Source organism: Streptomyces sp. NPDC004609 (genome assembly GCF_042873655.1).
Lineage (GTDB): Bacteria > Actinomycetota > Actinomycetes > Streptomycetales > Streptomycetaceae > Streptomyces.
In genome coordinates, this window is sequence record NZ_JBIALS010000002.1 from 219,031 (window position 1) to 244,882 (window position 25,852).

The 25,852-nt window shown below is 72.6% G+C and carries 22 protein-coding genes; 8 read left to right on the plus strand and 14 right to left on the minus strand.

All coding sequences use genetic code 11. The annotated features are described in order from the left end of the window. Window positions 1–46: 46 nt before the first annotated feature. From ACFYT4_RS02810 to ACFYT4_RS02830, 5 genes are read right to left on the minus strand one after another with little or no spacing between them, the layout of a single operon-like run. Window positions 47–1,426 (minus strand): dihydrolipoamide acetyltransferase family protein, encoded by a 1,380-nt coding sequence (locus ACFYT4_RS02810; RefSeq protein ID WP_389264574.1) that lies wholly within the window; start codon window positions 1,424–1,426, stop codon window positions 47–49. 17 nt (window positions 1,427–1,443) lie between these two features. After that, window positions 1,444–2,418: an alpha-ketoacid dehydrogenase subunit beta gene (locus ACFYT4_RS02815; RefSeq protein WP_389264575.1), complete on the minus strand. Its 975-nt coding sequence runs from the start codon at window positions 2,416–2,418 to the stop codon at window positions 1,444–1,446. Then, the gene (locus tag ACFYT4_RS02820) at window positions 2,415–3,557 is read right to left on the minus strand and encodes a thiamine pyrophosphate-dependent dehydrogenase E1 component subunit alpha (RefSeq protein WP_389264576.1); all 1,143 of its coding nucleotides are present in this window, start codon (window positions 3,555–3,557) and stop codon (window positions 2,415–2,417) included. Before ACFYT4_RS02820 ends, ACFYT4_RS02815 begins: the two co-directional genes overlap by 4 nt. A gap of 32 nt (window positions 3,558–3,589) precedes the next feature. Next, the gene (locus ACFYT4_RS02825; RefSeq protein ID WP_389264578.1) at window positions 3,590–4,351 is read right to left on the minus strand and encodes an SDR family NAD(P)-dependent oxidoreductase; all 762 of its coding nucleotides are present in this window, start codon (window positions 4,349–4,351) and stop codon (window positions 3,590–3,592) included. 27 nt (window positions 4,352–4,378) lie between these two features. Next, entirely contained in the window at window positions 4,379–5,530 is a 1,152-nt protein-coding gene (locus ACFYT4_RS02830) for an acyl-CoA dehydrogenase family protein (RefSeq protein WP_389264580.1), read from the minus strand. 165 nt (window positions 5,531–5,695) lie between these two features. On the opposite strand from ACFYT4_RS02830, the gene ACFYT4_RS02835 reads away from it, so the two are divergent. Further along, window positions 5,696–6,145 (plus strand): Lrp/AsnC family transcriptional regulator, encoded by a 450-nt coding sequence (locus ACFYT4_RS02835; protein WP_389264581.1) that lies wholly within the window; start codon window positions 5,696–5,698, stop codon window positions 6,143–6,145. A gap of 251 nt (window positions 6,146–6,396) precedes the next feature. On the opposite strand, the gene ACFYT4_RS02840 is transcribed toward ACFYT4_RS02835, so the two are convergent. Next, window positions 6,397–8,772: a hypothetical protein gene (locus ACFYT4_RS02840; protein ID WP_389264583.1), complete on the minus strand. Its 2,376-nt coding sequence runs from the start codon at window positions 8,770–8,772 to the stop codon at window positions 6,397–6,399. A gap of 161 nt (window positions 8,773–8,933) precedes the next feature. Here ACFYT4_RS02840 and ACFYT4_RS02845 point away from each other — a divergent pair, with 161 nt between their 5' ends. Together ACFYT4_RS02845 and ACFYT4_RS02850 are read left to right on the plus strand one after the other, a co-directional pair. Continuing rightward, the gene (locus ACFYT4_RS02845; protein ID WP_389264585.1) at window positions 8,934–9,353 is read left to right on the plus strand and encodes a hypothetical protein; all 420 of its coding nucleotides are present in this window, start codon (window positions 8,934–8,936) and stop codon (window positions 9,351–9,353) included. Then, the gene (locus ACFYT4_RS02850) at window positions 9,346–9,909 is read left to right on the plus strand and encodes a TetR/AcrR family transcriptional regulator (protein ID WP_389264586.1); all 564 of its coding nucleotides are present in this window, start codon (window positions 9,346–9,348) and stop codon (window positions 9,907–9,909) included. Before ACFYT4_RS02845 ends, ACFYT4_RS02850 begins: the two co-directional genes overlap by 8 nt. A gap of 224 nt (window positions 9,910–10,133) precedes the next feature. Here the strand turns inward: ACFYT4_RS02850 and ACFYT4_RS02855 are convergent, their stop codons facing one another. From ACFYT4_RS02855 to ACFYT4_RS02865, 3 genes are all read right to left on the minus strand, one after another. Continuing rightward, window positions 10,134–11,480: an alpha/beta hydrolase-fold protein gene (locus tag ACFYT4_RS02855; RefSeq protein WP_389264588.1), complete on the minus strand. Its 1,347-nt coding sequence runs from the start codon at window positions 11,478–11,480 to the stop codon at window positions 10,134–10,136. Window positions 11,481–11,633: 153 nt separating this feature from the next. Continuing rightward, the gene (locus tag ACFYT4_RS02860) at window positions 11,634–13,100 is read right to left on the minus strand and encodes an MFS transporter (RefSeq protein ID WP_389264590.1); all 1,467 of its coding nucleotides are present in this window, start codon (window positions 13,098–13,100) and stop codon (window positions 11,634–11,636) included. A 414-nt stretch (window positions 13,101–13,514) separates the two neighbouring features. Beyond that, window positions 13,515–15,182, minus strand: coding sequence for a DUF885 domain-containing protein (locus tag ACFYT4_RS02865; RefSeq protein ID WP_389264592.1), 1,668 nt, complete (start codon window positions 15,180–15,182; stop codon window positions 13,515–13,517). 119 nt (window positions 15,183–15,301) lie between these two features. Here ACFYT4_RS02865 and ACFYT4_RS02870 point away from each other — a divergent pair, with 119 nt between their 5' ends. Together ACFYT4_RS02870 and ACFYT4_RS02875 are read left to right on the plus strand one after the other, a co-directional pair. Then, window positions 15,302–15,829: a GbsR/MarR family transcriptional regulator gene (locus tag ACFYT4_RS02870; protein WP_389264594.1), complete on the plus strand. Its 528-nt coding sequence runs from the start codon at window positions 15,302–15,304 to the stop codon at window positions 15,827–15,829. Between the two features lie 196 nt (window positions 15,830–16,025). Continuing rightward, the gene (locus ACFYT4_RS02875; protein ID WP_389264596.1) at window positions 16,026–17,003 is read left to right on the plus strand and encodes a polysaccharide deacetylase family protein; all 978 of its coding nucleotides are present in this window, start codon (window positions 16,026–16,028) and stop codon (window positions 17,001–17,003) included. Here ACFYT4_RS02875 and ACFYT4_RS02880 read toward each other — a convergent pair. Continuing rightward, window positions 16,984–18,024, minus strand: a complete 1,041-nt coding sequence (locus tag ACFYT4_RS02880) for an NAD(P)-dependent alcohol dehydrogenase (protein WP_389264598.1) — start codon at window positions 18,022–18,024, stop codon at window positions 16,984–16,986. The two genes, ACFYT4_RS02875 and ACFYT4_RS02880, sit on opposite strands and share 20 nt — an antisense overlap. Before the next feature lie 89 nt (window positions 18,025–18,113). Continuing rightward, window positions 18,114–19,580 carry an amidase gene (locus tag ACFYT4_RS02885; RefSeq protein WP_389264600.1) on the minus strand — a complete coding sequence of 489 codons (1,467 nt, stop codon included), beginning with the start codon at window positions 19,578–19,580 and terminating at the stop codon, window positions 18,114–18,116. A gap of 220 nt (window positions 19,581–19,800) precedes the next feature. On the opposite strand from ACFYT4_RS02885, the gene ACFYT4_RS02890 reads away from it, so the two are divergent. Continuing rightward, window positions 19,801–20,610, plus strand: coding sequence for an SAM-dependent methyltransferase (locus ACFYT4_RS02890; RefSeq protein ID WP_389264602.1), 810 nt, complete (start codon window positions 19,801–19,803; stop codon window positions 20,608–20,610). 195 nt (window positions 20,611–20,805) lie between these two features. Here the strand turns inward: ACFYT4_RS02890 and ACFYT4_RS02895 are convergent, their stop codons facing one another. Together ACFYT4_RS02895 and ACFYT4_RS02900 are read right to left on the minus strand one after the other, a co-directional pair. Beyond that, the gene (locus ACFYT4_RS02895; protein ID WP_389264604.1) at window positions 20,806–21,702 is read right to left on the minus strand and encodes a polyphosphate polymerase domain-containing protein; all 897 of its coding nucleotides are present in this window, start codon (window positions 21,700–21,702) and stop codon (window positions 20,806–20,808) included. Then, window positions 21,699–22,343 (minus strand): DUF4956 domain-containing protein, encoded by a 645-nt coding sequence (locus ACFYT4_RS02900; RefSeq protein WP_389264606.1) that lies wholly within the window; start codon window positions 22,341–22,343, stop codon window positions 21,699–21,701. Before ACFYT4_RS02900 ends, ACFYT4_RS02895 begins: the two co-directional genes overlap by 4 nt. Before the next feature lie 459 nt (window positions 22,344–22,802). On the opposite strand from ACFYT4_RS02900, the gene ACFYT4_RS02905 reads away from it, so the two are divergent. Both ACFYT4_RS02905 and ACFYT4_RS02910 read left to right on the plus strand, forming a co-directional pair. Then, window positions 22,803–23,450: an HD domain-containing protein gene (locus ACFYT4_RS02905; RefSeq protein WP_389264607.1), complete on the plus strand. Its 648-nt coding sequence runs from the start codon at window positions 22,803–22,805 to the stop codon at window positions 23,448–23,450. A 226-nt stretch (window positions 23,451–23,676) separates the two neighbouring features. Then, window positions 23,677–25,074: an FAD-binding oxidoreductase gene (locus tag ACFYT4_RS02910; RefSeq protein WP_389264609.1), complete on the plus strand. Its 1,398-nt coding sequence runs from the start codon at window positions 23,677–23,679 to the stop codon at window positions 25,072–25,074. Window positions 25,075–25,163: 89 nt separating this feature from the next. Here the strand turns inward: ACFYT4_RS02910 and ACFYT4_RS02915 are convergent, their stop codons facing one another. Further along, window positions 25,164–25,847 (minus strand): hypothetical protein, encoded by a 684-nt coding sequence (locus ACFYT4_RS02915; protein ID WP_389264610.1) that lies wholly within the window; start codon window positions 25,845–25,847, stop codon window positions 25,164–25,166. Between the last annotated feature and the right edge of the window lie 5 nt (window positions 25,848–25,852).

Here is a 25,852-nt window from a genome sequence, read left to right on the forward strand (position 1 = left end):
CCCCGACCGCCCGTGAACGCCGGACGGAACGGGGGACGGTGAGGGGTCAGAGCAGGGCCAGGCCCGGGGTCGAGAGGATCTCCGCGGTGTCCGCGAGGAGGCGGGAGCCCTGCCGGCCGTCGACCAGCCGGTGGTCGAAGGAGAGCGCGAGTTGCAGGACCGAGCGCGGCTCGATCCGCTCGTCCGCTCCCGTACCGACGACCCACGGCATCCGCCGCACCGTCCCCACCGCCAGGATCGCCGCCTCCCCCGGGTTGAGGATCGGCGTACCGGTGTCGACGCCGAAGACACCCACGTTGGTGATGGTGATCGTGCCGCCCGCCATGTCCCCGGGCGCCGTCCGGCCGGCGCGCGCGGTCGTGGCCAGCTCCGCGATCGCGCCGGCGAGTCCGAGCAGGGACAGCTCGTGGGCGTCCTTGATGTTGGGGACGATCAGCCCCCGGTCGGTCGCGGCGGCGATACCGAGGTTCACATAGTGCTTGAGGACGATCTCCTGGGCCTCCTCGTCCCAGGAGGAGTTGGCCTCGGGGGTACGGCCGAGGGCGAGCAGCAGCGCCCGTGCCACGAAGACCAGCGGGGACGGGCGCAGCTCGCGGAACTCGCGGCGGGCCGAGACGGTGTCGCGCAGTCGCATGGTCTCGGTGACGTCGGCGGTGACGAACTCGGTGACGTGCGGTGCGGTGAAGGCCGACTCGGACATGGCGCGGGCGGTGTGCTTGCGGACGCCCCTGATCCGGATACGCGTCTCGCGTTCCGCCGTCGCCGTCACGGTCGCGGTGGGGTGGGTCGGGGCCGCGGCGGTGGCGGCCCGGTGGACGTCCTCGCGGGTGACGGTGCCGCCGGGGCCGGTGGGGACGACGGAGTACAGGGAGACACCGAGGTCCTTCGCCAGCTTGCGTACGGGCGGCTTGGCCGACGGCCGGGCGGGCACCTGTCCGTCGCCCGGGGCCGGGATCACGGCCGTCGCGGACGCCGTGACCGGGACCGGCGGCGGCCGGTGCCCGTCGGGCCTGCCCGGCGGCGGCAGGGGACGCCGCCGGCGCCGTACCGCCGTCGTCTCGCGGGGACCGTAGCCGACGAGCATCGTGGCCGTCCCGGCCGACGACGGCCGCGGTTCGGGAACGGGGGCCGGGACCGGAGCGGGCGCGGGCGCCCCGGAGCCGGGCGCCCCGGCGGCGGTGGCGGTGGCGGTGGCGACGGTGATGATCGGCCTGCCGACCGCCACCGTCTCGCCCTCCGCCGCGTGCAGCTCCGCGACGACTCCGGCGTACGGGCTCGGGAGCTCCACGGCCGCCTTCGCCGTCTCGATCTCGACGACGATCTGGTTGACCTCGACGGTGTCACCGGGCCGGACGTGCCACGCGAGGATGTCCGCCTCGGTGAGGCCCTCCCCCACGTCGGGGAGGCAGAACTGCTGTGACGACATGTGCTTCCAGGGCCCTTTCAGTAGCTCAGGCTGCGGTCGACGGCGTCGAGGATGCGCTCGACGCCCGGCAGCCAGTTCTCTTCCAGCCGGCTCGGCGGATACGGGGTGTCGTAGCCCGTCACCCGGATCACCGGCGCCTCCAGGGCGAAGAAGGCGTGGTCCTGCACGCTCGCGGCGATCTCCGCGCCGAGCCCGTGGGACAGGGACGCCTCGTGCGCCACGACCAGGCGGCCGGTCCGCCGGACGGAGGCGTACACGGTCGTCAGATCGATCGGGGCGAGCGAGCGCAGATCGACGACCTCGATGCCCCGGCCCTCCTCGGCGGCGACGGCCGCGCACTCCAGGGCGGTCCTGACCAGGGGGCCGTAGGTCACCAGCGTGAGATCGTCACCGTCGCGGAGCACCCGGGCGGTGTGCAGGGGGGTGGCGCGCTCGGCGTCCGCCTCGACGTCGCCCTTGTCCCAGTAGCGGCGCTTGGGCTCCAGGAGGACGACGGGGTCGTCACAGGCGATGGCCTGGCCGATCATGTCGTAGCCGTCCTGCGGGGTGGCGCAGGTGACGACCTTCAGTCCCGGGGTGTGGGCGAAGTAGCTCTCGGGCGACTCGGAGTGGTGCTCGACGGCGCCGATGCCGCCGCCGTAGGGGATCCGGATCACGACGGGCAGGGTGACGCTGCCCTCGGAGCGGTGCCGGTACTTGGCCAGCTGGGTGACGATCTGGTTGACGCCGGGGAAGACGAACCCGTCGAACTGGATCTCGCAGACCGGGCGGTAGCCGCGCATGGCCAGCCCGATCGCGGTGCCGATGATGCCGGCCTCCCCGAGCGGGGCGTCCACCACCCGCGGGCCGCCGAACTCCTCGTACAGCCCGTCGGTGACGCGGAAGACACCGCCGAGCCGTCCGATGTCCTCGCCGAGCAGCATGACCTTGTCGTCCCGCCGCATGGCCGTGCGCAGCCCCTCGTTGAGGGCGCGGGCGAGCGTCATCGTCATGCCGGGACCTCCTCGGCGGTCAGGGAGGCGACGAAGGCGCGGTGCTCGGCGAGCTGCGCGCGCAGGGCCTCGGGCATCTCCGCGTAGGTGTGCTCGAAGGGCACACCGGGGTCGGGATCGGGCAGGGCGCGGCACGCGGCGCGCAGATCCTCGGCGAGGTGCCGGGACCGGGCGTCCAGGTCCGCGAACCAGTCACCGGACACGGCGCCGGTGGTCTCCAGATGGCGGCGCAGCCGGGTGACCGGGTCGCGTTCACGCCACTGGTCGTCCTCGGCGGCCGACCGGTAGCGGGTCGAGTCGTCCGAGGTGGTGTGCGGGTTGAGCCGGTAGGTGAACGCCTCGATCAGTGTGGGGCCCTCGCCCCGGCGGGCCCGGTCGAGCGCCTCGCGGGTGGCCGCGAGGCAGGCGAGGACGTCGTTGCCGTCGACCCGGACCCCGGGGAACCCGAAGCCGGAGGCGCGCCGGGCGACGGGGACACGGCTCTGGGTCGCGTACGGCGCCGAGATCGCCCACTGGTTGTTCTGGCAGAAGAACACGATCGGCAGGTTCCGGGTGGCCGCCCAGATGAACGCCTCGTTCGTCTCGCCCTCGCTGAGCGCGCCGTCGCCGTGGAAGCACAGGACGGCGGTGTCCCGTTCGAGATCACCGGTGCCGACGAGCCCGTCGCGTACGACCCCCATGGCGTAGCCGGTCGCGTGCAGGGTCTGGGCGCCGATGACGAGGGTGTAGAGGTTGAAGTTGGTGTCCCGGGGCCGCCAGCCGCCGAGGGTGGTGCCGCGGAACAGTCCGAGAAGGCTCGCCGCGGGGACGCCCCGGCACCGGGCCACGGCGTGTTCGCGGTAGGTGGGGAAGGCCATGTCCTGGTCGCGCAGGGCCCGTCCGGCTCCGACCTGGGCGCCCTCCTGGCCCAGCATGGAGGGCCACATGCCCAGCTCGCCCTGGCGCTGGAGGGCGATGGCCTCCGTGTCCACCCGGCGGCCGAGCACCATGTCGCGGTACAGGCCGGGCAGGTCGACGGTGGAGAGGTCGAGCGGCAGCCGGTCGTCGGTGCGCAGTTCCCCGGCGGGGGAGAGCAGTTGTAGGGGCGTGTCGGCGTGGGCGCCTGGAACGCTGTCGGGGGTACCGGAGGTGTCGGCCACGGGTGCCTCGATTCGGGTCGGGTGGGCGGGGGTCAGCGCGGGGCCATGCGGAGTGCGCCGTCGAGGCGGATCACCTCGCCGTTGAGCATCGGGTTGGCGAGGATGTGCTCGACGAGCGCGGCGAACTCCTCGGGCGCGCCCAGCCGGGAAGGGTGCGGTACCGCCCCGCCGAGTCCGCGCCGGGCCGGTTCGGGGAGCCCGGCCAGCAGCGGGGTGTCGAACAGGCCGGGCGCCACGGTCATCACACGGATCCCCCGTTCGGCGAGGTCACGCGCCGCGGAGAGGGTCAGGGAGGCGACTCCGCCCTTGCTGGCCGCGTACGCGGCCTGGCCGATCTGTCCGTCGTAGGCCGCGATCGAGGACGTGCAGACGATGACGCCGCGTTCGCCGTCGACGGGGTCGTTGTCCGCCATGGCCTCGGCGGCGTGGCCGAGGACGACGAAGGTGCCGACGAGGTTCACGTCGACGACCCGGCGGAACTGCTCGGCCGGGAGGACTCCGCCCCGGCCGAGGACCCGGCCGGGCGTGGCGACACCGGCGCAGGTGACGGTGGTGCGTACGGGACCGAAGGCGCGGGCGTACGCGAACGCCTTGCGGACCTGGTCCGCGTCGGTGACATCGGCGGCGAAGAAGTGGGCGCGGTCGCCGAGCGAGGTCACGGACGCGCTGCCGGGCGCGTCCGGCAGGTCGGCCACGACGGTGGTCGTGCCGTGCCGCAGCAGTCTGCCGGCGACGGCGCGGCCGAGTCCCGACGCGCCGCCGAAGACGACCGCCACGGATTCCGGGTGCTGCATGGGGATGTCTCCTGGGTGATGCGCGGCTCAGCGCGCGGTACGGGCGAGGTGACGGCTGATGACCAGGCGCTGGATCTGGTTGGTGCCCTCGAAGATCTGGGTCACCTTGGCCTCGCGCATATGGCGTTCGACGGGGTGGTCGCGCACATAGCCCGCCCCGCCGAGGACCTGGACGGCCTGGGTGGTGACGGACATCGCGGTGTCGGTGGCGACGAGCTTGGCGATGCTGGCCTGCTTGCGGTAGTCGCGGCCCGCGTCCTTGCGCCGGGCGGCGGTGAGATAGGTGGCTCGGGCGGCCTCGGTGGCGGCGGCCATGTCGGCGAGCAGGAAGCCCACTCCCTGGTGGTCCACGATCCGGGTGCCGAAGGTCTCGCGCTCGCAGGCGTAGCGGACCGCGTAGTCGAGGGCGGACTGGGCGATGCCGACCGCGACGGCGGCGATGCCGAGGCGGCCCGCGTCCAGCGCGGTCAGGGCGATCGCGAGGCCCTGGCCGGGGCGGCCGATCAGCCGGTCGGCGCCGATGGGGACCTCGTCGTAGTGCATGGTGGTCGTCGCCGAACTGCGCAGGCCCATCTTGCGTTCCGGCGCGCCCGCGGAGAGCCCCGGGGAACGGCCGTCGACGTGGAAGCAGGAGATTCCGCCGCGGGGGTCGTCGCCGGTGCGCAGGAACGAGGTGTAGTAGTCCGCCCAGCCACCGTGGGTGATCCAGCTCTTGCTGCCGGCGGCCCGCCACCCTTCGGGGGTCTCGGTGGCCCGTGCGCGCAGGGCCGACGGATCGGATCCCGCGTGGGCCTCGGACAGGCAGTAGGCGCCGAGGGTTTCGCCGCCGAGCATGGCCGGCAGCAGATCACGCCGCTGGGCGGGGGTGCCGTAGGCGACGACGGGGTGGCACGACAGGGTGTGGACGCTGACGCCGACGGCGACGGCCGCCCAGCGGATCGCGATCTCCTCCAGGACCTGGAGGTAGACGCTGTAGGGCTGGCCCCCGCCTCCGATGTCCTCGGCGAACGGCAGGGACAGCAGCCCGGCCTCGCCGAGCAGGGTGAACAGCTCGCGCGGGAAGGTCTCGGCCTCTTCGAACCCGGCGGCGCGCGGCGCCAGTTCCTTGTCCGCGATGTCGGCCACCAGATCGATGAGGTCGTGGGCTTCGTCGCTCGGGAGTTCACGTTCAACGGTCATGATTCCCCTTTCTCCAGGGGGCGTTGTCGCCGGGATGGCTCATATTCGATCTGCTGCCCTCCGTCCGGCGCAAAGAAGTGGCTCAGATCTTGCTCTTCACGCAGGGAAAGACAAGTCGAAGGGCCTTTTCTTGAAGGAATCCTGCGTGGGGCGTACGTTGCGGGCATGGCCGACTCGGTGGAACTCGACAGTGTGGATCGCAGGATCCTCGACCTGCTCGTCCAGGACGGGCGCCGGACCATCCTCAACATCGCGGAACAGGTGAATCTGTCGCCCGCCCCGGTGAAGCGGCGCATCGACCGGCTGGAGCGGTCGGGCGTCATCGCGGGGTACACCGCGATCCTCGACCACAGCCGTCTCGGCGACAGCATCGAGGCCTTCATCGAGCTGCGGTTCGCGGGCGACGCGGATGTGGACTCGATCCCGAGGTCGGTGATCGACCTGCCGGAGGTGGTGGAGGTGTTCACCGTGGCGGGGGACCCCGACGCGCTCGCGCGGGTACGGGTGGACAACGTCCAGCACCTGCGTCGGACGATCGACAGGATGCGCCGCAACGGCAATGTGATCGGCACCAAAGCCCTGATGATCCTGGGTTCACGCCGCAACGGCGCCTGAGGGCTGCTCGTTCGGACCGTGCCGCGCCCGCGTGCCCCGGCGCCGTGCCCCTTCCCCGCAGCCCTGCGGGCTTGGGTGGTGCCCCCGCGTTCTCGTGGGTCGCCGACGGCCCCCACAGCCCTTGGACCCAGCCCGATCCGGAACGAAGGACCCCGGCGCGACGGCACGCGGGAGGGCGGGTCCGTTGTCGGCCTGTACGGGACCGGGCGGCCGGACGGTGGTCGATGGGCCGGGGGTCCCGGCACCCGGGGTCAGGGGCCCGGCGGGGCCATGGGCCGGGCGGCCAGGTGCTGCTGGAGTTCCCGGTGGCGGAACTGGTAGCCGATGCCCGCGACACGCAGCAGTCCCAGCCGGTAGCAGACGTACAGGAACCGGCTCAGCCGCCACGGCAGCAGGCCCCGCGTACAGATGAGGAAGGCCAGATACCGGACCGTCACCGCGCCCGAGCGGCCGATGGCGAGGGCGAACGCCACCGCGGCGAGACCGAAGACACCGCCCAGCACCATCGGCCGGGCCGGGCCGCGCCCGGGAATGTTCCCGAGATCGCCGGCCGTGTACGCGGTGAGACCGAGGATCAGCGCCGCCGCCGTCACGGTCGCCAGCGCGACCCCGAGCGCGCTCAGGGCGTCCGTACGGACGACGGTGCGCGGGTCGCCCGTCGGCTCGCTTCTGCGCCGCAGCAGCGCGGTCGCCGCTCCGGCCACCAGCCCCACCAGGAGCCCCAGCGCCACACCGGACACGAGAACGGCCGTGAAGAGCCGGCCGAACGCCTCGACCTGCTTGTCCGCGTCCCCGCCGGCCAACGCCTCCAGCAGGGCGACGAACGCGAGCAGGAGTCCCACCCAGAACCCGACGAGCACGAAGGCGACCATCCCGCCGAGGCCGCCGAGCCCCGCTCCCGCGGCCGTGGCGACCACCACCCTGGCCAGGGCACGTAGGCGCCGGGACCAGGTGCCCAGGGACCTGAGCTCCAACTGGAGCGGAACCGGCCAGCTCCTGCCGATCGCACCGAGCGCCGCCAGAGCAACGAAGCCGGATATGACGGCCGGTCCTGCGGCGGCCGGCTCGCCGTACACCTTCCCCATCACCCCGAGGGCGGTGGCCAGTCCGCCGAGGATCAGAGCGGCCGTGAGGGCACCGCCCACGGCACGCGACCTGGGGGCCAGCGGCCACAGCTCGTGCAGGACGAGGTCGACCCCGGACAGCTGGCGGCCCGCGCGGTGGCGGGAGCCGGCCGTGTTGCCGTGCAGATAGCCGGCGAGCACCGCCAGATGGCGCCAGGTGGAGCGGGGGTCGAGCCGCGGCAGCCGCTCCGACCCGTACTCCTTGGTGCGGGCCTCCCGTTCGGCCTCCGACTCGCTCTCGTCGGCGCGGCCGCTGTGCACGGCCGCCGCCACATAGTGGTCGAGCAGATAGGTGTAGAGCGCCCCGGACCGGGCGAGCGTGAGGAGATCCTGCGGCCGGCGGCAGAAGTCGCGGACACCGGCGGCGCGTTCCTCGTACACGACGGCGGCGAGTGTGAGGCGCCAGGGGGTGCTCAGCGCCCGCCGGACCTCGGGATCCGCCGCTGACGCGGGGGAGCCCGGCGGCGGGTCGAGGGCGTCGAGCACCGGTTGCCAGCGCGCCCGGTTGCGTGACGAGTAGCAGACCCGGGCCTCCAGATAGCGGCGGGCCCGCGCGCCGTCGACCCGGTCGAGGGACACATGCGCCGTGATCTGGGGCTGTGCCTCCGCGTCGGTCAGCGCCGCGTACGCCCAGCCGCGGCAGGTCATGACGACCGGCGCCCGCCCGCCGCCCGATTCATAGCGCTCGACCTCGCGCATCAGACCGGCGGCGCGGGAGTCCCCGGGCCGCGACAGGGAGGGATCGAGTTCGTCCAGACCGTCGACGACCGGCAGCAGCAGATCGCTCCTCACGAGCGCGTGCGCGTCGCGCCGGGACAGCCGGTAGACGTCGACGAGGTGCTCCTCCAGCCACCGGGACAGCGGGCCGCCCGGCCAGGTCGCGGCGGTCATCCGCACCGGGACCCGCGCACCCGGCTCCCAGCGCTCGGCGAGCTGGAGAACCAGGGCGAGCGCCAGCACCGTCTTGCCCGTGCCCGCGTCCTCCTGGTGGCCGGCCGCGGGCGCCGCGGTGCCCGTGATCACCAGACGTCCGGGCCGCAGCCGCAGAAAGAAGTCCCCCACGCCCTCCAGGGTGCCGCCCGGGTCCACCCCCTCGACGCCGGGCGCGGCGACCACCCGGAAGGGCAGGTCGATACGGCCGTTGAGCGCGGAGCGCCCGCCGCCCAGCAGCTGGCGGTACTCGGCGCCTTCCAGCCGCAGGACCGAGCGGGCCAGGACCTCCGCGATCATGTCGGGGGTCCGCTGCTCCCGTCCGGACCGCAGGGCGACCTTGAGCCCCCAGACCCCGGCCACCGTACCGATCACGCTGACACCGAAGGACAGGACGCCGGCCGTGTCGGCTTCGGCGACCTTCACCTGCGGAAGCATCCACCAGGTCAGGGCCCCGCCCACCACCACGACGACCGCACTGACGACGACACCGATCGCGGTCCCCCCGCGCCCCCTGCGCACCATGGCGACCATGGTGCCGGTCACGGTGGCGGAGGAGACGGTTGTCTTCATACTGTGACCCGGTCGGTGCGGACCGTCACCCGGTCCGGTTCCGCGCGCCGGGGAGGAGTTACCGGTCCTTCCCTCTCCCCCCTGGACGGCTAACGCCGTTAGCCCTATAGTCTTCCCTGTCGGCTAACGACGTTAGCCACATCTTGGACAGGGAGACCGCGATGAGCGTTGACACCATCGGAACACTCCGGATGGCCGACGGCACGGACGGTGCCGGCGCGACCGGAGACACAGGCGGGGGCACGGACGGCGCCGCGCCGGGCAGGGGGCCGCGTCCGCTCGGGCGGGTCGTCGGATGGGGCGCCCTCGCGGTCGCGCTCACCGCCTTCGCGATCTTCGAGTCCGTCAAGTACGGCCTGCCGACCACCACCGCCGCCGTCCTGTTCTTCCTCGGACCCGACCTCATCACCCGCACCACCGGCACCCGCAGCACCGCCGGACGCATCGCCCTCAACGGCTGGATCCCCCTCGCCGTCATGGTCTTCTACGCCTTCGGCCCCCTCATCTGGCCGCCCCTCTTCACCGCCGCACTCGCCTGGGAAACCCGCGTCGTCATCGCACAGATGCTGCGCCGTGGCTGACCGCGCCGAGCAGATCGTGTCCGCGGCGCTGGAGATCCTGGAGCGGGACGGCGCCGAGGCGATGTCCATGCGGGCGATCGCCGACCGGGTCGGGATCCGGGCACCCTCGCTCTACAAGCACTTCCCCGACAAGGCCGCCGTCGAGACCGCGCTGATCGTCGCCGGTATGGCCGAGACCGCCGACCATCTGGAGGCGGCCGAGGCGGCCGAACCGGGGCTGCTGCACCTGGCCCGCGCGTACCGCGCCCACGCGTTGAGCCATCCGCACATGTACCGTCTCACCGCGGCGCAGCCCCTCCCCCGCCACGCCCTTCCCGAGGGCCTGGAGGAACGGGCCGCGGCGCCGCTGTTCCGGGCGGTCCACGGAGACCCCGACATCGCCCGCGCGACCTGGGCGTTCGCGCACGGGATGGTGATGCTGGAACTCGACGGCCGGTTCCCGCCGGACGCGGATCTGGACACCGCGTGGGCGGTCGGCTGCACCGCCTTCGAGTCCGCCGCCAAGGCACGTCATCACGCCCTGGACGACGGCGCGCCGGACCGTCCCGCGAACTGAGGCACGGCGGACGCGCCCGGCTCACCGGACGCGCCGCCGCCTCACCACCTGCGGGTTCCCACGGGCGTTTCCCGGCCGCGGCCCGTACAGAGCACGTCACGGCGCGGGCGGCTCACGCCCAGGAACACCGGACACGCTCCGGAACACCGGACACGCTCCGGAACACCGGACCGCGCGGCCGGGAACACCGGACCGCGCGGCCGGGAACGCCGCACCGGGCCGCCTCACTGCCCGGTGCCGCCCGGGAACCGGCCGCCCCCCGGCTCACCGCCCAGCAGGTGGCAGAGCCCGTCGGCGAACGTCCGCCGCCAGCCCGCCTGTTCGTGTGCGCCGGGGAACTCGTCGTAGCGCACGTCGCACCCCTTGGCGATCAGCACGTCGCGCAGATGCCGGTTGGCGCTCAGCAGGGTGATGCCGCCGGGCAGGGGCTGCGTCTCCAGGGTCCCGGCGGCGACCCAGAACCGGGTGGACCGCGGCGGGCCGGAGGCGAACTGCCGGGCCAGCCACTGGGGTTCGCCGTCGCGCCCCATCGCGTACGGGCCGTCCTGCGCGCCGAAGATCTCCTTCTGGCCCCACCAGAACGAGCCGGAGAGGGACAGGACGAGACCGAAGAGGTCCGGCCTGCTGTGGGCGAGCCAGGCGGAGCCGAGCCCGCCGTAGCTGGCTCCGCTGACGAGGGTACGGGTAGGGTCCTCGCCCGCACCGAACGCCCAGCGCAGCCAGGGGAGGAGTTCGCCGCCGTACTGCGTGACGAGATCGGGGTTGCAGCACATCTCGACCATCCGCGACTCCTCGTCCTTGTTGCGGACGTAGGCGACGACGGTCGGCGGGATGGCCCCGGCCTCGATGAGATTGTCGAAGACGGCCGGGTAGTGGTCCACGTGGTACTCGCCGTCGAGCAGCATCACCAGCGGGTAGCCGCCGCGCCCGGGCTCGTATCCGGCGGGCGTGTACACGGTGACGGTCCGCTCGTCGCCGAACACCTCGGACCGTACGCGGTGATCGGTGAGGGTGCCGGGGGCACGGCTCGGTCCGAACCATGTCACGGTGCCGGCACCCGGGAGCGTCAGTACGGAGTCGTGGACGGCCTTCCCGGCACGCGGATTCATGGAGGAGACCCCCGAGACGATCCGGTCGGGGTTGAACGGGTCGGCGTGCGCCGTGGCGGCCGTCTCGTTCAGGATGTCGAGATACCGGCCGGCCTGCATCAGCTCCATGATCTCGGAGAGCGGCAGCAGCGCGTACCGGTTGTCGGCGGAGAAGCTGTAGACGACCGAGATCCGGTCGTCGGCGACGGGGACGGACAGATGCCAGACGTCGGTGTCCGCGATCCGTTCCATGGAGGCGGATCTGCCCTCGGCGTCCATGGTGAGCTGCGAGGCGACCTCGACATGGCCGGCGGGCCCGATGTGGACGAAGGTGACGAGGTGACCGCCGCCGGGGAGCGGGTCGAGCAGGGGGCCGCCCGCCTCCCGGAGCGCTTCTTCGAGCGCTCGGAGCGCTCCGTCCTCGCCCGCGGCGATCGCGCCGAGGAGCCGGCCGGCCCGGCTGCCGGTCACTGAGGTGTCCACGGTCATGGACTTCCCTTTCTGCTGTCGGTGGTGGGGGCGGTGCTCTGGTGTCGGTGGTGGGGCGGTGCCCTCGTGCCGGTGGCGGGACGTGCCCTGCCATCGGGGTGGGGCGGTGCCGGGGTCACCGGCACCGCCGAATGCGGGCGGGGCCGGTCAGGCCGGGACGGTGGGTGCCCGGTCCTCGGTGGCCACCGTCGGCGGGGTGGCCGCCCGCCTGCCCGGGACGCCCCAGGTGCCGAGGACGGCGAGGGCGGTGATCGCTGCGGCGACGAGGAAGCTGTTGGTGTAGCCCGCCTCCGTCGGCACCGGCACCGGCGATCCCTCCGCCGAGCGGGAGATGACCGCCGCGGAGACCTGGAATCCGAGGGAGAGACCGACGGAGCGCGCGACGGTGTTCAGGCCGGTCGCGGCTCCCGCGGCGTCCGGACCGACCGAGTCCAGAATTCCGTTGTAGAGAGCGGTGAGGCCGGCGCCCACTCCGATGCCGATGAGCACGAAGAGCAGGATCAACTGCCAGGCCGAATCGTGCATCCAGGCGCCGACGAGCGAGCCGGCCGCGGCGATCACGAGCCCGCCGATGAGCACCGCCCGGGTGCCGGCACGGCGGCCGGCGGCACCGGCCAGCGGACCGGCGAGGGCCGCGACGGCGGCGCCGGGGAACAGGTAGAGGCCGACGTCGGAGACGGTTCCGCCGAGTCCGAAGCCGGTCTCCTTCGGCATGACGACCAGTTGGGGGATCGCCATGTAGGCGACGGCGTACCCCATGCCGAGCACGATGGCGACCAGTGTGGTACCGATCATGACCGGGCGCCTGAGCATCGCGACATCGACGAAGGGGTCGCTCACCCGGCTTTCGACCAGCACGAACACCGTTCCGAGGACCAGTGCGGCGGCGAGGAACGACAGCACCATCGGGGACGACCAGCCCTCGGAGGGCAGTTCGGTGAGGGCGAGCATCAGGGAGAAGAGGGTGGCGGCGAGCAGGACCCCGCCCGCCCAGTCGACCTTCCCGGGCGCCGCGCCGGACCGGGGAGCGGCCCCGGGGAGCACCCAGGCGGCGACCAGGGCGACGACGGTGATGACGAGGGCCGGCAGGGCGAACATCCACCGCCAGGACAGATTCTCGGCGATCGGCCCCGCCGTGATCACACCGGTTCCGCCGCCGAGGGTGAACAGCCCGGCGACGAGACCGACGGCCACGGTCCGCTTCTCCGCGGGGAAACGTTCCCGCAGAAGCACGAGACCCAGCGGCAGGAAGGCCACGCCGATGCCCTGGAGCGCCTGCCCGGCGACCAGCAGCGGGAAGGTGCCGGCCAGCGCGGAGGTGGCGGCGCCGGCGACCACGACACCGCTCACGCCCAGCAGGAGGACCCGGCCGCCGTAGCGGTCGGCGAGGGAGCCCACCACCGGGGTGGCCAGCGCACCGGTGATGACCAGGGTGCTGGGGATCAGCGCGGCCTGGGCGGTACTCAGGGACAGATCGGCCCGCAGGAGCGGCAGGACGGGGATGGTCATGCTCTCCAGGGCGCCGATGACGACCGTGAGCAGCCCGATCAGGCCGATGACCACGGGGTTGCTTCGGGGCGGTACGGCCTCGTCTGTCGAGGGTCTCTCGGACATGGGTCCTCCACGGAAAGGGGTGTGGGTGGAGCGGACGGGGTGGAGCGGCTTGCGGGCGGGGCGGGGTGACGCCGGGCCCGTGTTCCCGCCGGCCGCGAGGCTGGGGGACGGTGATGGGGACGGGAGACACTGGGCGGGAGGCGGAGGCCGGGGCCGGGGTCGGCCAGCCGGCGGCTCCCCGGGGCCGTGCGCCGGAGACGGCGAGGGGCGGGCGCTCAGGGGCGGGGGCCCGGCCGCCGGATCGGCCCGGAGCGGGGAGCGCGGGTCGCCGGTTCACCGCCGGCACCGTACGAACACGGCCCGGGCCCTCGCGCCCGGTGACGGACGGCCGGGGCCGCCCGCCCCCGGATCCCGGTGCGCACGTTCCCGGGTTCCGGTCCGGCCGCCGGGGCCGTGCGCGGTCCGGCGGTCCGCTCAGCCGGCGGTGGTCCAGTCGGTGATGAGATCGTCGAGGACGGCCAGGGGAAGGCTGCCGTGTCCGATGACCTCGTGGTGGAAGTCCCTGATGTCGAACCGGCCGCCGAGTTCCCGGCGGGCGCGCTCACGCTGGCGCAGGATCTCGCGGCGGCCGATCAGATACGCGGTCGCCTGACCGGGCCAGGCGAGGTAACGGTCGATCTCGTTGCGGACGTTCGCCTCCGTCGTCGCGGTGTTGTCCCGCATGAACGCGACCGCCTGCTCCCGCGACCACCCCCGATGGTGCATCCCGGTGTCCACCACCAGCCGGCACGCACGCACCGCGTCCAGCGACAGCATCCCCAGCCGGGCCAGGTCCGAGCTGTACAGCCCCATCTCGTCCGCCAGCCGCTCCGTGTACAGCCCCCACCCCTCCACATGCGCCGTCAGCCGGACCGCCTTGCGGCGGAACAGCGGCAGCCCGGTCAGCGTCTGCGCCAGCGCGATCTGCACATGATGACCGGGAACGCTCTCGTGGAACGCGAGCGCCTCGTACTCGAACCGGAACCGCGTCCGCGGGTTCAGGGTGTTGATCCAGTGGGTGCCCGGCCGGCCCCCGGGCCCCGGGGGCTGGTAGTACGCCAGCGGCGCGGTCTCCGCCTCCAGCGGATCGACCTCCCGGACCACACAGCCGGCGATCTCATACGGGCGGAACCAGCCGGGCACCGCGTCCCGGGCCCGCTCCAGAGCGTCCTCGACGAGCGCCACGATCTCGGCCGACTCGTCGAACCGCAGCACCGGATCCTCCCGCAGCGCGACGAGCGTCTCCTCGGCGGTTCCCGTGCCCAGCACCCGGCCGCCCAGCTCCGCGAACTCCTCCCGCAGCGCCGCCACCGCCTCCAGACCGACCGCGTGAATCTCCTCCGCGCCCAGCCCCGGCCGCGTATGACGGGCCAGCGCGTCCGCATACCCCTCCACACCACCGGGCACATGACACACCCCCGCCCGGCTGTCCGGCCGCGCACCGTCGGCGAGTCCCGCCAGGCCCTCACGGAACCGCGCCACCGCCGGCCGGACCGCGTCGCCGACCAGGGCGCGGGCGCGCTCCTCGGTCTCGCGTCCCCGCACGGGCCGCACCAGGGGATCCGCCGCGAGATCACCGGCGAGGTAGTCGTCCAGTTGGGCGATCGCGCTCTCGACTCCGCTGCGGACCGGCCACCGCCCCTCCCCCGCGGCCGACAGATACCGGTCGAGGGTGGCGTCGAAGTAGCCGGGCAGCCCGGCCAGCCGCTCCAGATGGGCCGCCGGGCCCTCCTCGTCCACCGGAGTCATCGCCAGCGCCTGGAACACCTGGGCCTGCGGTGAGGTGACGGTCGCGCCGACGGCGACGTCGTCCAGCGCGTGACGGAGCTCTTCGGCGCCGCCGCGGACGAGCTCCTCCAGGACCCGGTGGCTGATCCGTTCCTCGCCCGTGAGCCCCTCGGCCGGCAGGGCGGCCAGCCGTTCCCCGAGCGCCCGCAGCCGGGAACGGTGCTTTTCGGCCGCCTCCCGCGACGGGTCCGGCACGCGGTGGGCGTGCCCGGTGACTCCCAGCAACGAGGCCGCGAAGGGGTCGTACGCCATCTCCCCGGCGAAGTACTCCTCGGCCAGGTTCTCCAGTTCCGCATGGTGGTGCCGCTGAACCACGGTCGCTCCCGGTGTCCGACATGTGCGATGCCGAGATTATTGGAGAGCGAGCGATGTTCGGTCAAGAGAAATTGTCATTCAATTCAAAATGAACGATGTTCGCTGGTAACCTTCCCTCCATGGCTCACGTGGATCGAAAGGCTCAGTACGAGCTGGAGTTCGCCGACGAACTGGCCGAGCTGTTCACCGGACAGGTGCCGCGCATGGCGGGCCGGATGCTGGGGCTGCTCGTGATCACCGAGGAGCCGCATCTGTCGAGCAAGGACCTGGTCGCCCGGCTGGATGCCAGCTCCGCGACGGTCTCCACCATGGGCAGGCTGCTCATCGGCCTCGGACTGGTGCGGCGGACGGTCTCCCCCGAGACCCGGCGCGATCTGTTCAGCCTGGCGGACAACGCCTGGGTCGGCGTCTACCGGGACGGCGAGCGCTACATCTCCGAGATCGTCGTCGCGATCGACCGGCGTCTCGACGGGGACGACCTCGGCGACCACGCGCGCGCCAAGCTCCGCGAGATGCGCAATCTCTACTCGTTCCTGTGGGCGGAGATCCCCCGCCTGGTCACCCGCTACGAGGAGTGGCGCTCCACCCACGGCCCCGACGCGATCTACCAGCCGGGAGACGCGCCGGGCCCGGAAGCCCCGCGGTAGCCGGGAGCCCTCGGGCCACAGCCCCTCCCGAGGCTCCCGCCGCAGTTTTCAACACCTGTCCGGTGAAAGGCAGTTGCCCCTCTCGTGGCGGAACGCATCCGTCCGGGGAACATTCCGCAGATGACGTGAACAGGCTCTTGACCGGGGCCGGTTGCCGCAGCCCAATGGCCACGTCACTTCGTGCGGAAGGCTCTTCATGCGCTCGCGATCGCTCCGGAAGCTCCAGCTGTCCGTCCTGGCCATGAGTCTGGCCGTGGTCCCGCTGATACCGGTGGACGCCACGGCACCGGCCGAGGCCATCACCCGGCCCGTACCGCCCGCCGCGGGCACCGCGCCGTCCGCCGCCGGGCGGGTCACCCAGCGCACCGCCCCGCCCTCGGCCGTGCCCTCGGCGGTGCCGGTCCCGGCCGCGGCGCGCCCGAAGATCGTCTATCTGACCTTCGACGACGGCCCGAAGGCCGGGTACACCGAGCAGATACTCAAGGTGCTCGCCGCCCACGGGATACAGGCGACGTTCTTCGTGACCGGCGCCCAGGTCAAGGCGCATCCGGACATCACCCGCCGGATACATCTGCAGGGGCACTCCGTGCAGAACCACACCTGGTCGCACCCCCGGCTCACCCGGGTCTCCGCGGCCCGGTTCCGCAGCGAGATCACCGGGACCGACCGGGCGATACGGGCCCGGACCGGCTACACCCCGCGCTGCCTGCGGCCGCCGTACGGCGCGTACGACGGCACCGTGACGGCACGGGCGGCGGCGCTCGGCAAGAAGCTGCGGCTGTGGACGGTCCGACCCGCAGGACTGGGCCCGGCCGGGGACCCGGACCATCGAGAACCGGGTGCTGAACGGCGTCCGGCCCGGAGCGACCGTCCTGCTCCACGACGGCGGCGGCGACCGCAGCCAGACGGTGGCAGCGCTGCCCAGGATCATCACCACGCTCAAGGCACGGGGCTATGTGTTCCACCGCGCGTGGTGCGAGTAGACCGCACCGACCGGGCCGGCACCCCGCGCGCGCCGAGCGGTGCCACAGGTCTCCGTACGGCGGCACGGGAGACCCCACCGCCCCGGCACCGGGCGGGGTGCCGGGCGGCGGGCGGTGTCCGGACCGTACCTCGGAAGGCCCCGGGCCCGAAGGCTCCCGCGGCCCGCCGCCTCAGCCGTTGGGGAGGATGACCGCGCGGCCGGAGACCTTGCCCGCGTGCAGCCGCTCGTAGGCGAGCGGGGCGTCGTCGAGGCTGTAGGTCTCCGTGTGCACGGACAGCACCCCGGAGCGGGCGAGGGCGGTCACATCGGCCAGCTCGGTGCGGCTGCCCCAGTAGGGCGCGGTGACCGACATCCCGTACGGGACCTGGGCGAAGCCGACGCGGACGGCGCCGCCGCCGAGGCCGACGAGCTGGACGTCGGCGTCCAAGGCGGCCATGGCGACCGCCGAGGCGCCGGTGGCGTCGACACCGACGAAGTCGAAGACGGCCTGCGCGCCGAGGCCGCCGGTCAGCTCCCGCACGCTCGCCGCCGCGTCGGCGTCCGACAGGATCGCCTCGTGCGCACCGACGCCCCGGGCCAGTTCCAGCTTGTCCTCGGAGACGTCGAGGGCCACCACACGGGCGGGGGTGAGGGCCCGGAGCAACTGGATGGCGAGATGGCCGAGTCCGCCCGTACCGATGACGACGGCGGTGGAGCCGGGTACGAGCTTCGGCAGGGCGCGCCGCACCGCGTGGTACGGGGTCAGTCCGGCGTCGGTCAGCGGTACGGCGGACACCGGGTCCAGATCCCCGATCGGCACCAGATGGCGCACGTCGTCGACCAGCATGTACTCCGCCATGGCGCCCGGCGAGCCGAGGCCGGGCGGGCGGATGCCGAGCCGGGCCGCGTGCGGGCAGTAGTTCTCCCTGCCCGACGCACAGACCGGACAGGCACCGCAGCCCCACGGGCCGTACACCACGACCGCGTCGCCGACCGCCACACCGGAGACTCCGTCGCCCAGCGCGGCGACGGTGCCCGCGCCCTCGTGGCCGAGGGTGAGCGGCAGCGGGAACGGCAGCCGCTCGGCGGGTATGGACATCAGCGCGATGTCGGAGTGGCACACCCCGGCCGCCGTGACCCTGAGGAGGATCTGCCCGGGCCCCGGCTCGGGGGCGGGGATGTCGACGACCTCCGGGGCCGAGCCGACGGTGCGGTACTGCAGTGCCTTCATGATGGTTCTCCCTGTATCCCCCGGTCGGCGAGGTGCACAAAACCGTCGACGGCTCCCTGTCCCGCCGCGACGGTTCCTCCTGATCGAGACTACGTCCGCCCCTGGAGGGCGGCCATCGCGGGTCCCCCGCCGCCCCCGGGCGGGGTGAGCTCACGCTCGACCGCGTGTCCGTAGCGGTACAGCGCGGCTTCGTCGAACGGCCTCCCGATGAGCTGTACGCCCACCGGAAGCTCCCCGGGCCGGCCGGGGAACGGCACGGTCAGGCACGGCAGTCCGGTGAGGTTGTGCTGTCCGGTGAACCGGATCAGGGCCCGGCCGACCGGTACGTCGGCGCCGCCGAGCGCGACGGTCCTCGCGTCCTGCGGGGGCGCGGGGACCGGAACCGTGGGGCAGAGCAGCACGTCCGCATCGGCGAGCAGCCGGACGTATGCGGCGCGGACGCGGTCGCGCTCCCGGAGCGCGACCGCGTACCGGTCGCGGGGCATCGATGCGTAGGCCCGCAGTCCGTCGCGTACGGCGGGCGGGTAGACCGCGGGCATCCGCGCCAGTTGCTGTGCGTGGGTGTCCGAGACCTCGGCGGCGACGATCGCGAAGAAGTGGTCCAGCGCGCCGTCCACCGGTGACGGGTCGGGGTACGACAAGGACGCGCCCGCGGCCGTGAGCGCGGCCGACACCGCGGCGACGGCCTCGCCCACCGCCGGGTCCGTCTCGTCGTAGGCACCGCCCGACAGCACCGCCACCCCGCCGCCGCGCACTCCGCGGCCGAGCAGGCGGGTGTAGTCCTCGGGCGGACGCCGGGCGGAGACCGGATCGCCGCTGTCGTGGCCGGCGATCACGTTCAGTACGAGGGCGTTGTCCTCCACGGTGCGGGACATCGGGCCCACATGGTCGAGCGTCGGCGCCAGCGGGTAGAGGCCGCCGCTGCCGACCAGGCCGTACGTCGGCTTCATCCCGACGACTCCGCACAGGGCGGCCGGGATGCGGATCGAGCCCCCGGTGTCGGTACCGATGCCGGCCACGCAGAACCCGGCGGCCAGCGCGGCCGCGGTCCCGCCGCTGGAGCCGCCGGTGATCCGGGAGGGGTCCGCCGGGTTGCGCACAGGCCCGCCGAAGGACATCGTGCCGGTCGCGTGCGCGGCGAAGGCGTCGGTGTTGGCCTTCCCCACGATCACCGCGCCCGCCTCCTTCAGCCGGCGCACCACCTCGGCGTCCGCCTCGGGGCGGTGGCCGGTGAAGGCCACGGTGCCCATGGTCGTCCGCATACCGGCGGTGTCGATGACGTCCTTGACGACGACGGGTACACCGTGCAGGGGGCCGCGCAGCCGTCCGCCGCGGATCTCCTCGGTGGCCGTGTGCGCTTCCGCCTCCGCACGGTCGTTCACCGTCACCAGGGAGTTGAGGGCTGGGTCCCCGGCTTCGATACGCGCCAGGGCCTCCCGTACGACATCGAGCGGGGAGGCCGCGCCGGTGCGAATGGCCTGAGCACATCCGGCGAGTGAGCCCAGCGGATCACCGGTGGCCCCCTCACGGAACCCCTGAGCCGGCTTCTCCGACATGCCCGACACCCCCTTCGTATCCCCGAGTGACTATTCACTTACGCCTCCCGGTCTGTCAATGCTCCCGCGATCACCACCCGAAGACGCCTCCGCTCCCCGGCCGTCGCACCGGGGGCGGATCACCCGCATGCCTGGTCCGCCGATCGGGAGGTGCCGTACGGTGGTTCGGCACCAGGCCGACGCCCGACAGCGACGTGCGACACGCCAGGGGGTTTGCTCCATGACAGCAGGAATGCCGGAACCGGCCCCGGGACGGGCGGAGTTCGACACGGGAGCGCCGCATTCGGCCCGGGTGTGGAACTACTGGCTGGGCGGCAGGGACAACTACCCCGCCGACCGGGAGGTCGGCGAGACCTTCCGGTCGTCGTTCCCCGGGATCGTCGATCTCGCCCGTGACTCCCGGGCCTTCCTGTCCCGTGCCGTGAGCCATCTGGCCGGGGAGGTGGGGATCCGTCAGTTCCTGGACGTCGGCGCCGGACTGCCCACGGCGGACAACACCCATCAGATCGCCCAGCGGGTCGCCCCCGGCTCCCGCATCGTCTACGTGGACAACGACCCGCTGGTGCTCGCGCACGCCCGTACCCTGCTGGTCGGTACCCCGGAAGGAGCCACCCACTACATCGACGCCGACCTGAACGACCCCGCGGCCGTTGTCCGCGAGGCGTGGAACACCCTCGATCCGGCCGAGCCGGTCGCCCTCACCCTGATGCAGGTGGTCGGTCATATCGCGCCCTACGACAGGGCGCGGTCGATCGTGAACCGCCTGATGGCCGCCCTGCCTTCGGGCAGCCATCTCGTACTGAACGACAGCGTCGACACCCACGAGGGCAACGCGGAGGCCACCCGGCTGTACAACGAGAGCGGGGCGGCGCCCTACCATCTGCGCAGTCACGAGCAGATCAGCGGGTTCTTCGAGGGCCTGGAACTGCTGGAGCCGGGTGTGGTGCCGCTGGCCCGGTGGCGGCCCGCGCCCGGGACGGCCACCGACGGCGAGGTCATCGCGCGGGGAGGCGTCGGGCGCAAGCCCTGAGGCGCCCGGGGGCGGGCGGGGTCACACGTCCCGGCAGAGCACTCCGGCGGCCGTCGGGCAGGGCGGCAGTCGACGGCTTCGGCGAGGTCCCGGGCGCGTCCGGCGCGGCCTGGTGCCCGCCTTCGTCGCTCTTGACCTCGCCGAATCGGATGCGATCATCCGGATGGAACCCACTGTGCCGGTGGCCGGCCGCGACTACCCACCGCGGGTGAAGGCCAGCCGGGCGGCCCGGCGCCAGCGGTTGGCGGGCATCCTCGGGTGCAGGGCCGCGATCGCCGCGCAGTACTTCGTGAACACCGCGGGCCTTACCCCGTGGGCGTGCAGGAAGAGATCCGCCTCGGTGAGGTGGCCCGTGGTCTTCGTCTCGACCAGGACCAGCCCCGGATCGCAGCGGACAGCGGCACCGGCCCGTACGTCATGGCAGCGCAGGCCCATGTCGCACGTGATCCGCTCTCCGTCGGAGACCAGGGTGGCCCGCTGGTAGTCGGTGATGATCGACGGTTTCAGCGAGGCGGGCGGCTCAAGGCCGTACGCCTCACGCAGATGATCCGCGAGGAAGCCCTGGTAGGGGGCGTCGAGCGGAGTGTCCCCGCCGGTCAGCTGACGGCGGTGCTTGACCGTCTCACCGCGACCGCTCTTCAGTTTGATCTCGAACTGCCGCAGCCCGGAGTCCTGGTAGACCCGCTCACGGATCTTGAACCTCAGGCGGCGGCCCTGGCGGTGTTCATGGAAGCAGCGCAGCTCCGGTGTGTCGTAGTAGACGGAGTGGTAACGGAACCAGCGGCGTCCGTCGATGGCCAGCACCCGGAACGGCCCCTGGGGGCGCCGGGGGTTGGTCATATGCGCGACGAGTGCCGTGAAGACGGGAGCGGGAACGAGATACGCCTGGTCGAAGCGGGCCATGAGCTCGGCTCGTTCCTGTACTTCGGCGAGGGAGATGGACCTCGCCGCGAGCACGGACTCGGCCGTGGTGTCCAGTTCGGGCAGGCAGAGCTGTTCGGCGTTCCAGGCCGCGAGCGGCGGTTTGATCCGACCCTGTTCCGAGGCGACCTGGGCGGCGCGAGCCGCCCCGGGCGCGACGAGGGTGGTCACACGGCCTCCAGCGAAGGCTCGGTGGTGCGGTCGGCCCCGCCCGCCTTGGCGGCCTTCTTGGGCTCGATGTCCTTGCCGGGCTCCTTCGCCACCCGGTACCGGACATCGACCACCGTCAGATCGCGGACGAAGTCGACCTCCATGACAGTCCAGTTGAGGGGCTCTCCCAGGCGCAGGTCCAGGTCGGCGCGGAGATCGTCGGGGTTGCCGTAGACGGCGTCGAGCGTGACGATCGCGCGCCGCGACCGGGCGAACAGCTTGGGGTGATCGGACGCGTAGACCACCGCGAGCAGCAGGCCGGTCAGTGCGCCTGCCTGGCTGAGCTCCAGCTGCGGCAGCCCACAGATGAGACCGATGACCAAAGTGGTGAAGTAATAGGCGACCTCCTCATGCTGGATGGAATCCGAACGGAGCCTGATAATCGACAACACGCCGAAAAGGCCGAAACCGAGCGCCGTACCGCCGCCATTGCCGACTTCCGCAAGCGCCGCCACTACCGTGAAGAGCGCGGCATTGAGGGCGAGATAAGCCGGAAGCAGATCCCTGCGGCGATGCCGTGGGTAGTACACGGCGAACGTCAAGAGAGCCACGGCGGTCAGGTCGAGAGCGAGGTGAAGGGCGAGTTGTCTCAGAGACTCCATGGATGCACCTCCTACACAGAATCATGAAGCTGGATTCAGATTTCTGGAAATCCTAAACGAACAGAGAGCAAAGAAATGGGCAAGGAAATTTCCGTTTACGCAAAAGAGGTAATGAGACGGCTTTCATGTCCACATGAGACGTCCTTCATGTTCACAGCCGACTGGCTGGCGGGTTTTCAACGAGTGGCCGGAAAGGAATCCGAGCCCGTTCCCGGAAGGGGATCCGCGGCACCGACACGTGGACCGGGCACGACCGGAGGGAGTCGCCCGCGGTGGCCGGGATGCTCACGGCGCTCCCGGCTCTTGCCCCGGTCGGCGCCATCCGGACGACTCGCCGTCCCGGCGCCCGCGCCGCCCGCCGCCGGCCGCGCGAGCGACCATGGTGAACAGGACACGCTGAACGGCCGGGCACAGCCCCGCCCGTACAGCACCGGCACCGGCACGGCAGAGGAGCGACGCATGGACACCACCCCGGCGACGATCGCGGGAATCACCGTCCCCGACGGCGAACTGGCCCGCGAGGCCACCGAACTCGTGCGGGAGGCGGCCTCCCCCACCGTCTTCCACCACTCCCGGCGCGTCTTCTTCTGGGGCTCCCTGCGCGGGCTCTCCCGCGGTCTGCACGCGGACCCCGAACTCCTCTACGTCGGCGCCCTCTTCCACGACCTCGGGCTCACCGGCCGCTTCGGCGAGAGCGAGCAGCGATTCGAGATCGACGGCGCGGACGAGGCCCGCCGCCTCCTGCGGCGGCACGGCGTCCCCGAGGCGTCGGCGGACCTGGTCTGGCAGGGGATCGCCCTGCACACCACCCCGGAGATCCCCTGGCACATGGCCCCCGAAGTCGCCCTCGTCACCGCCGGGGTGGAGGTCGACGTCCTCGGTATCGGCCTCGACGAGATCGAGCCGGCGGCGCTCACCGAAGTCGTCGCCGTGCATCCGAGGCCCGACTTCAAGCGGCGGATCCTCCAGGAGTTCACCCGGGGCATCGCCCACCGCCCGGCGACGGCGTTCGGCAATGTCAAGGCCGATGTGCTGGAACGGTATGCGCCCGGGTACCAGCGGGAGAACTTCGTCGACGTCATCCTGGACTCCGACTGGCCCGAATGACCGTGCCCGGCCGGTCTGCCGCCCGGCGGCGCCCATGACACGCAACCGACGGGCCGGGCGGGCGGCGGGCAGCACCGGGACCGGCCGGCGGGCTGCCCCCGCCGGCCGTCCGGGGGCGACCGGAGGGCCGCACACCCGTGCGCCGGGCGGGCGTTCGACCCCTCGTGGCGCGCCGATCGGGACTACGATGAGAAGGTCCCCTCGCAGCCCGGGAAGGGGGCCCGCCATGGCGCCCCGGAACATCGCGGAGGCGGCGCTGACCGGCCTCCGGCAGGAACTGACCGGTGAGGTCTTCGCCCCCGCGGACGCGGGGTACGACGAGGCCCGCACCATCTACAACGGCGTGATCGATCGGCGTCCGGCGCTCGTCGTCCAGTGCGAGACGGGAGCCGATGTCGCGCACGCCGTCCGCTTCGGCCGTGACCACGATCTGGAGATCGCGGTACGCGGCGGCGGACACAGCGTCGCGGGCATGGCCGTCGTCGACGACGGCATGGTCGTCGATCTGCGCCGTATGCACAGGGTGGTCGTCAACCCCGAGGAGCGTACGGCCCGTGTCGGCGGCGGTGCGACCATGAGCCATCTGGACCGGGCGACTTCGCCGTACGGTCTCGCGACCACGGGTGGCCGGGCCTCCACCACGGGTGTCGGCGGCTTCACGCTCGGCGGCGGATCGGGCTGGCTGGAGCGCAAGTTCGGACTCGCCTGCGACAATCTGGTCTCCGCCGAGCTGGTGACCGCCGACGGCACCACCGTGCACACGGACGGGGACGACGACCCCGACCTGTTCTGGGCGCTGCACGGCGGCGGCGGCAACTTCGGGGTCGCCACCGCCATCACCCTGCGGCTGCACCCGCTGCCCGTGTTCTCGATGGTGCTGCTGCTGTTCCTGCCCGAGAAGTCGGCGGATGCCGTCCACGCCTACCGCGACCTCATGGACGCGGCGCCCGACGAGGCGGGCGGCGCGCTGATCTATCTCACCGCGCCGCCCGAGCCGTTCGTGCCCGAGCATCTGGTCGGCAGGCTGGTCTGCGCGACGCTGGTCACGTACACCGGTACGGAGGCCGGGGCCCGCGAGACCGCCGCGCCGCTGATCGCGCTCCCGCACGAGGCGGAGGTCATCACCGAAGTGCCGTACGCGGAGCTGCAGTGCATGCTCGACGACCCCTCCGGCCTGCGAAACTACTGGTCGGCCGAGTATCTGACGGGCTTCCCGGACGACGCGGTGGAGGTCTTCCGCTCGATGGCCGACACCATGCCGGTACCGACGGCCTCACAGCACATCATGTTCCCGATGGGCGGCGCGGTGGCGGGCGGCGCCGACGACTACCCGCTGCCCTGGCGCACATCGCCGTGGGCGGCGCATCCCTTCGGGGTCTGGGAGAACCCCGCGGACGACGGGCGCGCCAGGGGGTGGGTGCGCGGCGTACGGGCCGCGATGCGGCCGTGGGCGATCGACTCCGTCTATCTGAACTTCATCGGGTTCGAAGGCGAGGAACGGGTCGTCGCCTCCTTCGGCGAGAGGAACTACCACAGGCTGGCCGCCGTGAAGGCGCGGTACGACCCCGACAACGTGTTCCGGCTCAATCACAACATCAGGCCGGGGCTGCCGGTCGCCGCGTGAGCGCCCGCGCGCGGGCGGACGGACCCGTCGCCCGGACCGAGGCCGCCGGCGATGGGGCCGAACGCTGCCCGTGAGCAGTGGGCCGTGGGTCACTCCTTCCCGGCGTTCGCCTCCCTGAGGCGGTCGACGGCTGCTGCGGCCATGTTCCGGGCGACACTCCGGAGTTGGCCGGCGGCCTTCACTCCCCCGGCGCCCGCCACGTAGTACTGGACCGTGATCATCACATTCCCCGCGCGGGCCTGTACCTCGGCGCCGGCCGAGCTGATCGTCTCCACGGCCTCGTCCCCGATGCCCTCCGGCGTACGGAAGTCGGTGCCGCGGTCCTCCAGGACGGCGACCGCGGAGTCCATCTGCGCCCGCGCCGCGTCCGTACCGGACCTGCCGGTGGTGGCCTTGTGCCGGTAGTACGAGACGTCGACCGTCACACTCCCCGTTTCCCCGGCGGCCCAGCGCGCGTCCGAAACGGACGTGTAACCGCCGGAGGTGCGCACATGTCCGCCCTCCCTCTCCAGTGCGAGGATCCTGGAGAGCCGCCCGATCTCCGGGTCGTCGGATTCGAGCGCCGTACGGGCCGCCGGGACCATGCCGTACGCGTCGTCCCTGCCCTGCCAGCGAGGCATGAGCTCGCCCCACGCGGCCACGCCCGCCACGGCGAGCACCAGGATCACGCCCACCACGACGGCTGTGCGCGGCCACCGGCGTCGTCGTGGGCGGACGGGAAGTGGCGGGGGAACGCCGGGGATCTCGGGTCGGTCGTCTCGGTAACTGGCCATGGTAC